The organism is Trichodesmium erythraeum IMS101, assembly GCF_000014265.1.
Taxonomy (GTDB): Bacteria; Cyanobacteriota; Cyanobacteriia; order Cyanobacteriales; family Microcoleaceae; genus Trichodesmium; species Trichodesmium erythraeum.
The window spans coordinates 4,906,320-4,917,863 of the sequence record NC_008312.1 but is presented as its reverse complement, the minus strand read 5'-3'; the positions used below and the strand labels follow the sequence as shown (position 1 = coordinate 4,917,863).

5 protein-coding genes are annotated in these 11,544 nt (G+C 33.2%); 2 read left to right on the top strand and 3 right to left on the bottom strand.

The window, feature by feature from the left end; translation table 11 throughout:
* Positions 1-296: 296 nt before the first annotated feature.
* The 3 genes from TERY_RS25495 to TERY_RS15380 form a co-directional block, all read right to left on the bottom strand.
* A complete protein-coding gene (locus TERY_RS25495; protein WP_011612677.1) occupies positions 297-4,211 on the bottom strand; it encodes a WD-40 repeat-containing protein in 3,915 nt (1,304 codons plus the stop codon).
* A gap of 1,249 nt (positions 4,212-5,460) precedes the next feature.
* Positions 5,461-6,930: a carotenoid oxygenase family protein gene (locus tag TERY_RS15385; RefSeq protein ID WP_011612676.1), complete on the bottom strand. Its 1,470-nt coding sequence runs from the start codon at positions 6,928-6,930 to the stop codon at positions 5,461-5,463.
* 552 nt (positions 6,931-7,482) lie between these two features.
* Positions 7,483-8,859, bottom strand: a complete 1,377-nt coding sequence (locus TERY_RS15380; RefSeq protein WP_011612675.1) for a folate/biopterin family MFS transporter — start codon at positions 8,857-8,859, stop codon at positions 7,483-7,485.
* A 180-nt stretch (positions 8,860-9,039) separates the two neighbouring features.
* Here TERY_RS15380 and TERY_RS15375 point away from each other — a divergent pair, with 180 nt between their 5' ends.
* Together TERY_RS15375 and TERY_RS15370 are read left to right on the top strand one after the other, a co-directional pair.
* Positions 9,040-10,587, top strand: a complete 1,548-nt coding sequence (locus TERY_RS15375; protein WP_011612674.1) for an ATP-binding protein — start codon at positions 9,040-9,042, stop codon at positions 10,585-10,587.
* A 420-nt stretch (positions 10,588-11,007) separates the two neighbouring features.
* Positions 11,008-11,502 (top strand): hypothetical protein, encoded by a 495-nt coding sequence (locus TERY_RS15370; protein ID WP_155994449.1) that lies wholly within the window; start codon positions 11,008-11,010, stop codon positions 11,500-11,502.
* Positions 11,503-11,544 lie beyond the last annotated feature (42 nt).

Here is an 11,544-nt window from a genome sequence, read left to right as displayed (position 1 = left end):
ACTAATAAATCAGGTTGATAACCTTATACTATTTCCAAGAAGTCAGAAATAAAAAGTTATATTTTCATAGCTAAAAAATTGAATAATCAAGTAAATTTAGCTGATTGTTTAAAAATATTAGCTATCAACTATTTGTACATTTAAAAAGTAAAAATAATTATATTTTCATAGCCAAAATAAATATTCATTTAACAAATGAAAAAAATTATGTTTTCATAGCTAAAAATTTAAATGGTAAAGTAAATTTAGCTGATTATTTAAAAATATTAGTTGCCAACTATTTGTGACATTTTTAATTACTCACAAACTTCTAAATCTTTCCTCACATCTGGATGAGTGATAAAATAATCCTCAAGCCAATTACAAGAACTTTTTAATAAATCATTTAACCCTTTCACCTGCCATAACTCCAAATCATTATCTGCCAAAGTTGCTATATATTTACCATCCAAACTTAAACCCTTAGCATTTTCAAATTGACCTATTTGTCGTCCTGTAATATCCCAAATTCTCACCATTCCATCCTTTCCCATACTTATCACCTGTTCCTCATCAGCACTAAAAGTAACATTTTTCACACTACCAATATGAGCTTTTAAATCAGCAATTTGATGGCCCCAAAAATCCCATATTTTGACCATTCCATTACTATCTCCCGTAGCTATGTACTCTCCTGATGGGCTAAAACCAATACTCTCCATCCAACTAGAAACAATTTTTAATTCTGAAACCAGTCGAAAAGAACTATCCCAAATTTTCCCAACACCATCCTCTCCAGCAGTACCAATATATTTTCCATCTGGACTAAAATCTACATCCAAAACTCGCCCATTATGACCCTTTAACTCAACCAACCGCTCACCAGAATTATTCCAGATGCGAGCCACACCATCTTCTCCCACCGTTGCCAAGCGTTGTCCATCGAAACTAAAACTAATCTGTTTTGCCATCCCTTCCTCACCCTCTAACTCTATTAACTCTCCTCCTAAAACCTGCCAAATTCTTGCCTGGCTATTATCTCCAGCAGTCGCCAGATATTTACCATCAGGACTAAAACTCATATCGCCAAACATACCTAAAGATCCATTAAATTCAGTTAAAAGATTTCCAGAAATATCCCAGATACGGGTAACACCATCAACTGCAACTGTTGCTAATTTCTCACTATTAGAACTAAAACTTACCCCCCCAAAAATCTCAGAATTACCCTGAATTTTGGCCTCGTAATTAGCTTCTAGATCCCAAACTCTACCTGTACCATCTTCTCCCAAAGTTAATAGTAATTGTCCATCAGAACTAAAATTCATTTCCAAAACCCGGCCAAGATGTCCTTTAAGATATGTCAACAAATTTCCATTATTGTCCCAGACTTTTACACTACCATCATTGCCTGCTGTAGCTAGACATTGACCATCAGGACTGAAACTAATACTCGTCACAGTTCCTTGATGTCCAGGAAGTTTCCCTAATAGTTGGCCAGAAACATTCCAAATATTTGCTGTTCCATCTTCTCCCGCTGTAACGAACCTTTTACCATCGGAACTAAAGCTAATATTCCAAACTCCACCTTTAAGTTTAGATAATAGCTTACCGGAACTACGTCTCCAAATTCTAATAGTGCCATCCCATCCAGTCGTAGCTAGATATTTTCCATTAGGGCTAAATATAATTTTTTCTACACTACCTTGATGTCCCTTAAGTATAGCTAATTGTTTGCCTGATGGACTCCAAATTCTGGCAGTACCATCCCATCCAGCAGTAGCTAGATATTTTCCATCAGAGCTAAATGTGATGTCTAAGATGCGACCTTGATGTTTTTTGAGAATGGCTATTTTTTGACCTGAGATATCCCAAATTCTAGCAGTGCCGTCTTCTCCAGCAGTAGCTAATAATTTACCATCAGGACTAAAGGTAATTTCCCAAATTTGACCTTTATGGCCTTTGAGTTCTACTTGTTGCTTACCCTGAAAATCCCAAATTCTAGCTGTAGCGTCATCTGCTGCCGTAGCAAGAAGGTTACCTTCTGGGGCAAACTTAATTTGAGAGATTTTGCCCTGATGTCCTCTCAACTGAGAAATAGGTTCACCTGAGAATTCCAGAATTTTAGCTGTACCATCATTACTGACTATAGCTAATAGTTGATTATTAGGACTCATAGCAATATTTTTGATGTTAGGAATTTGATTTTTTTCGTGAATATTGTTAATAATTTGTTGTAAGGCAAATATCGGACTTGTGGCTGGGTAATGTTGGAGTGGGCGACCATATTTAACTAATTCTTGTAGTTTAATTCCTGCTTTCATTGCTGATATTAATGCTTCTATTTCTGCAGTTTCAAATTGCCTTAGAGCATTAATTCCTTCATGTTCTAATTCTTTACCTTTTTGTGCTTCTTTAAGTTCATATTTGAATTGTTCTAATTGATATTCTGCTTTTTGAAGTTGAGTTTGTTTCTCTTGAAAAAGTTTAGTTGCCCAAGTTGCTCCAGTTATAGCTATTAGGGATACTACGACTAATCCTGCTATTCCTATATTTAGTTTATGCTGAGATATTGCTAATTTTTTAGCTTTTTTGTCTCTTACTTGATTCTTATTATTTTTCTGATGAGTGATTTTTTCTCCAGGTGTTTCTAGTTCTTTTTGTTGTGGATGAATTAAATTATTACTTTGAATTTGGTGATTTTCAAAAAGTTGCAAATTAGAAATATTTTCTTCTAAATTTAAGTTAGTCACTGAACTATCAAACTGATTTAAATCTAATAAATTTTCTAATTGTTTTTGTTCAGGATCAATAATATTATTACTCTGATTTTTTTGATTATCTTGACTTTCTAAGCCAGAGAAATTTTCTCCTAGTTGAAAATTTGTGACTTGATTGTTGAAATTCTTTAATTTAAATGGGTTTACTAGTAATTTTTGTTCTGAATTAATTTCATTATGACTATAATTTTTTTGATTTTCTGGGATTTCAAAATTAGATACATTTGCTTCTACTTGCCAAGTTTTTGCCTCAGCATTTGAATCATTTAACTCAATTTTTTCCTCAGTAACTTTAGGAACAGACTTAGTTCTTTGTAGTAGATGTTTTTGTACCCATTCTTGATTAAAAATTTCTGCATAAATAGGACTATATACTTCTAAAAATCCCTGATTTATTTTGACTATACCTGACCTCAATAACTCTTTTATTTCCCATTTGCTATGAGCGATCGCATGATTTTTAAATCTCTGATTACTTTCACTAGGTAGTTTTAATCTGCCATATTTTAATATTTGTTGGTATATTTCTAAATGATTTGTAGATTTCTGTATATTTTTCAGCAAAAGATTTTCTAATTTGCTGAAATGAGCTGGATAGTCTTGTGCATCCCAATTTTCTAACACACAAATTCCCACTAAATCTTCTACTAAAGTTACATTATTATCATCTTCTTCCTCATTTCTTTCTCTTAAATAATTAATAACTATTTGACATAGTTTTTGCGTCAAAAATGGTTGTCCACCAGACCAAAATAATATTTCTTCTATAAATTTTAGTGGCTGTTTTACCATCCCTTGGAATCTGTTTACAAAATGAGGCACTTCTTCTATTTTGAAGCTACTAAGTTCAATAGGTCTACAAATATCCACTAAATTATTAGGTATTGTTGTCCCTAATAAGGCAAATGTTAAACGTTTAAATTCTGGGTTATTTGCTCTTTCTTGAAGACAATAACTAATTAATATTCCTAAGCTCCCACCACCAGGGTCAAAAACACTATCATCATTCACTTCATCTATAAAAATGACTATCTTTTCATCTTGAGTATTAGCTAATAATACTTCCTCTATAAACACAAATAATTTTTCATCCCCTGGCATATTTGCCATTTCTTCCCACCATAATTCTGGAAAATACCGTGGAAATGTAAAACTTTTTTCTAAAGCTAAAATTACTTGATCATACCACTCATCTAGAGTAAAAGTTTTATTGTTAACTCTACTCATATCTAGAGCAATACAGATAATGTTTTCTGCTTGTAAAAGTTGGGTCGTATTAACTTTTAAACTTGACTTACCAGTTTGTGGAGAACTTAATACATAACAATATTCACCGTTTTTCAAAGTATTAAATAATTCTTTATCTGCCGCTCGTATGACATAAGTAGGATGATTTGCTGTTAAATAATTACCTATTTGATAATTATATTCTTGATTTTTTTGTATATTCATTGTAAATTTTCAGTAAGTGGAAAAATAGCTCGTTTTAATACTGGGATGGAAACGACACGATGGGTTTTTATCCAGAGTCAAAATATCACAATAATTGAATATTTTCGCTACAGTATTTATTGTATAGCGAACATTGACTATGTACTTGAGCCAAAAGAAAAAAATTAGAAACTTAGTCTATCTAAGAGGTTAAAGCCTTAAAGTAATTTTTAGATTATTTAAACATACAGCGAATTCCACCTTGGTGAGATACACCCCAGTGGGCAAGATGCCCGCCCTGGAAACATTTAATTGTTAATATTTATACTTCATATACTTGGAAATATGCTATGTATGAAACACGGAATAATATTGTTGTTAGGTATTTCTATTTTGCCTAAAATCTGAATCAAACTAGCATTACTCCCAGAATAACGAAAACTACTAGCTACTTTAAACTGATATTACAAAGCAAACTTTAAAAGTTATATATTGGTCTTTTAAGTCATTTTTAGATTTAATTCAAGCTACCAATAAAGGTCTATCTTGTTTGGAACAAATGTAAATGTCTAGATATCTGAATAAGGAAGAGTATTTTACTTAAAAAAAACTCAAATTCAGGTAAAAAAATGGGTATTTTTAGAACCCAATATGAATGAAAATTTAAGGCTAATTTTGGCGGAGTTAAAATTTCCTTAGATTGAAAGATTAAAATTTTTTTTGTTTGTAGTAAGGCTCTAACCTTAAGATAGATCAGACTAAAGCACTACTATGAACTTTAATCATAATTCTGGCTCAATTAATAAAACTTTTATCGGCAATAACTGAATATCGTAGTTACTCAACTGAAGATTATCTGAAGGTTAACCGCTGAGTGCTTCTTTAAAAAACTAATAGATTGAAAAAAAATAGTCTTCTGAGGAATCTCTAAAAATAGCTTCTCGTTCAATCAAATTAATTTTTACGTTATTCAGTAATTCAACAGCTATTACTGCTAAACTTTGCATTTTTTACTTCACTACTTTTGACTTCAGTTTCTGTTTATCTGAAGTGGTCTTTTCTGAAACGAACAAGATTACCTTCACTGAGGTAAAATTAAGTGATATAAGTCTGTTTTAAATTCAGACATACTAAAATTTACTCCAGTGAGGTAAGCTCCAATAAATAACCTTTTTAATAATTATTATTCAGTAGGTTTTTAATTATTTTTAGGTTTTTAATTATTTTGATGTTTACTACTTTCCTATTATCTACTCCCTAAAAATCTGACTTACTCTTGAAAATAATTAGGGGTAAAACTACCATGTAAACCATAAGGAATATGATGCTTTAAATGTAATCTTGCCACAGGTTTTTTATTCAAATCACGAGCATCCAAAATCACAATATCCGACCGATGTTCTGCTGCATCATACATCAACATTAATAACCAACCATCATCCTCATTCACCCCATTTGGAAAAGGAACAAATAAAGGTTCTCCTGCAAAACCTCGCGGTGCGACACTAAAAGTTTGACGTTTTCCTGTATGCAAATCAATTTTTAATATTGCTTGTAAAGGAGCATTTCCACTAGGCTTATCTGCTGCTCCAATAAATAAATATCGATAAGCTTTTCCTACATTATTCGGATTTAAAGTCGGAAACTCACAACAACGACTTTCAAGCAATTTATGTTCCACATTATTCTCTGATAAATTAATCTTAAATCGCCATAACTTACCTTCTGTCATTGAGTCAAAATCCACCTCCAGAAAATTATCACCTAGGTCAGTTTGTGAGACAGATTCATAACAAATAGAATCTACATAAATTTCCCCGTCCTTTTCCCAAGCATTAGCATGATGAAATACAAAACAAGGTTTCGTTTTCAAAATTTTTATAGCTTTACTACCATCACGAGGAATTAAAATAACTTGTGTTGAATTATTAGGTAAAAACTCTAAACATTGACCTGGAGTTCGTAACCCTAGTAATAAAGGAAAAGGATTAAAAGCAACAGGATTTTGAAAAAAAATACAGTAATTTGGTGTAATTACCATATCGTGTAAAAAGGCAAAACCAGGAATAGAATTAGAGTAACGTTTGAGTAATTTTCCCTGACTATTAAATTCAAAAATAGTAATGGTACTTGATAAACCAGGTTTGACAGAAAAATTAACTAAAACATCTCCTTTTCCATCCTTTCCTTTATCAATTCTGGGATGAGCAGAAAAAGCTTGACCTGGTTGTAAAAGCCCATCTAAATCGTTAAGGCCAATGGTTTCTAAATTCTGGGGATTTAAACGATGAGGTTGCCCTCCTTCCCACAATGCCAAAAGTTTATCACCCCAATAAATAATACCAGTATTGGCAATATTTTTAAGTTTAAAATCAAAAAGATTAGCTAACCAACCACCTGTTTTTTGAGTACCAAAAACACCTCTATAGAGAATTTTTCCTGCCGCTTTTTCTGCCACATAACCTTCTGTTCTAACAAATCTATTTTGGAAGTGGGCGCGACGGTTTTTAAAACTAATTGCACAAACCATTCCATCTCCGTCAAAAGGATGAGCAATAAGTTGACCATTAATGTCTAATAAACCTGGTCCGTTACGGAAAAAAGTACCGTTTAAATCTTCTGGTATTTCACCTTCTATATCATCAATCCAATAGTTATATTCTTGTGGTTGAGATTTATATCCTTGTTGCCAATCTTTACTAGTATAAGATTTAGGTTGTTGAATTTGTAAATTTGTCATCTGTGATTTATATATTCTTATGTTGATAATAAATAAATTTATAATATATCACATTATACACGTTAACTGATCAAGAAAATATTAAATATAAATACTTACTTTATTGTTGACTTCTATTGACAACTATAATTTTTTATTGATTGTTGTAGAGGCGAATAGGCATTCGCACTCCATACTTTTAATTTTACTACATTTTGTCCTGTGGAATCTAGGTTATATCAGTATTATAATTACTCACTGCTATCTATAGGGAAAAAAATGATAAAAAGACTGTAAACTATTACATATTATAGTTATTATATTTAATTAATTTGTATTCTGATTTATCTAGCTTTGAGCTATTTTTAGGAATAGCTGGTTATTTTCCTTGCCTAAAAGAGTAATTCTCTGTCATTTTTGCACTTGAAAAAGGTCAAATTACTGCTATAAAATTAAGCATACTATTGAACAGTGAGGCAAAATTAATCATTTATTGGAATTGCTATATATGAATCCAAAAATTTCAGCAAATAAAGGTGCAATTATTTTGAATATCATAAGATAATTTCTGATTTAACGGGAGATAATTTCACTAGATTCAGGTTCTAATATTGGTTGTGAATTAAGATTTTCTTCTTCATCTGTTTGAGCATTAGCTGTAGGCAACCAATTTAGTAAAGGTAATGGCAATAAAGTGGATAAGTTAGTGATAACTATCAACAACCACAAATTATCAAAGTTTGTCTCTGTAACTTTTAGCCAGTGCATTAATAAAGCACCGCCTTCATGGGAAATTAATGCAGCTAAGTTATAAATTGACATTAATAAAGCAAATACAGTTGCTTCTACTCCTGGTGGGCAAAGTCTAGCAGCTAAAACTAATACTGGCATAAAAGCAATTTTGCCCATTACAGTTAGTACTAAACTATCTCCTAAGCTAAACCAATGATCATCTATCCCCAATGTTCTATTAGTGTGAGTAACTAACAGTAAAGTAGTCATTCCTAAAAGAGCAGAAATAACTGTAGACCATCCGAAAATTTTCCGAAATGGAACAGATTTAAAAAAGCGTTGAAATAGCCAAACACCAAATAAAGCAGCAATACTTGTTACTAACCTTATCCTGCCTAAAAATTCTGCTTGAAATCCTAATTCATTGGTTGAAAAGAAAAAGAAAGCTGATTCAGAATTTGGGGTTGCTTGCCAAATAACTAGGAAAGCAGTTGGTAATAAAATTGATTTTTTTATAACTGCTTTTTTGACTTGTTTAATTTGCTGTTTTACGTTATCAAAGTTAATCCTAATAGAAACTTTTTTTTCCTCAATTAATAGGGGTACTAAAGAAACAATCAAAGGAAAAGTGGCTGTAATTAAAAATACAGTTTGAGGGCTGAAATGTTCTAGTAAATAACCACTGAAATAAGCAGTTATTAGTCCTCCTAATGCTGAGGCAGACCAACATAAAGATTGGAGAGAACCTGTATTACTGACAGATTCTTTTTGCACTCTTTCTACAACAAGGGAATCAATTATTACATCGCTCATAGCTACTGACAAGGAACTCATAGCGATCGCTACTGTCGCTGTTAGTGGAGTATCTACCCATGTTGCCAATGCTACCCAAGAAAACGCCCCCAGTATTCCAGAAAAAATTATGTAAGGTCCTCGTCGATAGCCTAATATTGGTACTCCATCAGTAATAAACCCAAAAAGAGGTTTAATCATCCACGGTATAATAACAATACCCAACATTGCTGATACCTCTGCCGGAGTCATGGCCAATTCATCTTTGAGAAAAAAGCTGATAGCGAGACTCCCTAACCCTAAAATTCCTTGGACAAAGTAAACAAGCAGTATGGCTATAAGTTCAGGTGTTGGTTCATTTCCAAAAAATACCTTTTGTTTAAAGTATTTTTGAAGCTTGATTATACCTTCAGAGGATATAAACATAATTTAATATTTAATTAAGATTTTTCAACTAGAGCTATCTTATCCTAAATACTACTTTTTGGCATGGCCAATATTAAGTTATCAGTTATCAGTTGTCGCGATCGCATAAATCAGTTTGATGTGTAGCACTATATATTAGTGCCTCACTCTCGTACATTTGAAATTACTGAAAAATAAATTATGTTTCAAACAACTCGTCGCCGTTTAGCAATTTGGTACACTACAGTCACAGCTATTTTATTATTAATATTTACCACTGGGTTTTATATATATTTTCGTAGTACCCTAATTGAACGTATAGATGATACATTGCTCCATGTGGTAGAAATAGTAGAGCGCTCCCTAGTTATCGAACCTATTATTGAACCTATCCCCAACTTTCCCATTGGAAACAGTGAAAATTTTCGTGTCAACCTAGAAGTTAGCTTTCGAGATAATGCTAACACTGTAGAAGATGACCACATTGATATTGAATGGTTTAGTCCTACAGGAGAACTACTTTGGTCAACCTTTTCTGAACCTCTCAATATTCCCATACATTCAAACCGTATTGGAGAAACAGTAAGAATAATTCCCCACTCTGGAAAAATTGAAACATTACAACCAATCATTGATAATAGTTTACTATTACGACAAGTGACAGATAGAGTAGAAGTAGGTCGTCAAGTCTTAGGATATTTGCGAGTGAGTCATCCTTGGTTTGAGGTGACAAAACCAATTCGCCTTCTTATGCTAGACTTAAGTATTGGTACTTGTTTAGTGCTAATTTCTGTGGGGGGTATCGGCTGGCTACTTTCTGGTTTAGCAATACAACCAGTACGAGAATCTTATCAACATTTGAAAAAATTTACTGCTGATGCTTCCCACGAACTCCGAAACCCGATAGCAATGATTCAAACTAATGTACAGGTAGCTTTGGCAGACCCCAAGTTAGTATCATCTGAACATCAGCAACAACTACAAGTTATTGAACGTTTAACCCGTCGTTTGGGGCGCTTAGTAGATGATTTACTATTTTTAGCACGTCAGGATAGTAGAATGGTGCAATCTGAGTTTTCACCAGTACCAATAGAAGCCTTATTGATGGAAGTAGTAGAAGAACAACAGGCGATCGCTACTGCTCAAGGTATAAATCTAGAATTAAAAATTTCTCTACCTGATTTTATTGGAGAAAATTCAATCTTTAATCAAAACTCTACATTAAACTATAAACATCACGGCAAAATAGATAACTCTAAAATTATTAAACATCCTATTTTTGAGGAAGATATTACACTTATAGGAGATTGGGAACAATTAGCTAGGTTATTTACAAATTTGATTAGTAATGGTATGCAGTATACTCAATCTGGTGGTCATCTAGTAGTAGAATTGCAGTACCTTCCAAAAGCTAAAAAGCCAATGTTGAGAACTCAGGATGGAGAACTAGGAAATACTTCTAAGAATAGTGGGGTAATTTTTAGAGGTTGTCAAAATATTAAAAACGATTGCCTCCAGGTAACGGTTAAGGATAATGGTATCGGTATTCCGACTGAAGCTTTGTCTCGTTTATTTGATCGCTTTTATCAAGTAGACTCCGCTCGTTCCCATGGCGGTATAGTGGGGTCAGGTTTAGGGTTAGCGATCGCTCTAGCTATAGTCGAAAATCATTGTGGCCAAATATCTATTGAAAGTTGTCCTCAAGTAGGTACTATGGCCACTGTTATTTTACCTTTACATCAGAGTTAGGCCAACCCCCTAGCAACAAATTAAGTATTTAGACTGTCTTATCTAAAATGATACTTGAGGAAAATTGCTGAAGATGAATGGAAAAGCCGTTTAGTTTTTTTTAGTCAAAGATATAATATCCCGACTTGGGCGTAAGTCTAAGGAGCGAGCAAAGCAATTCCCTATAAATTTAGAAACTCCTACTGTACTTAAATTAGGCTTAACATCAGTTTGTTTAAATTCTACAGTTATAGCATTGCACAAATAGGTTAAATATCTTTATAAACGCTCCAACTTAGTCAGAGATTACTTCTGAGTTATGACATCTGACTTGCGCGTAGCGCCATAACCCCTAATTCCATATCCGACAAGATGATGATCCAATTTCTTTCTAATTTTATTAAAAGAATCTCTATTATTAGTGTTATTGGTAGCAATTTAATGATAATCACAATTTCCCAAGCTGGAGGGCCTCCACCAGACACGAAGCCCCCTATCGTTAATCAGCAAGAGGATACTTCTAATTCATCTAATCATAGAGGAAAACCTGTAAAGGTCGAACCTAAGACTACCAAACCGACTCACCGTCAGTCTCCTACCCAACAGTCAGAGACTACTGACTCTCCACCTGATAGGATCAGGTCAGACCTTGGTTTAATTACTCTCAGATTAATTAATCAGACCGGTGCCATAATTGAATATCAGGTAATAGGTGGCCAATATATGACTCTAGGGGGAACTTCAGTGGTGGAATTATCTAAACTGTCAATTCCACTAACCTTAACCTATCAACGTCCTGATGGTGGGTTGATTTTGGTACGTTATCAGAGTATTTCTCCCACGGTATTAGAGGTTATATTTCACCCTACAGAAGATTTTGATTTAGATACTAACTCACTTAATATTAGTGGTAAAGGTCAGATATCTTTGAACTAGGTTAAAGAAGCGGTCATTTCATTTATCAGTTATTAGTTAACA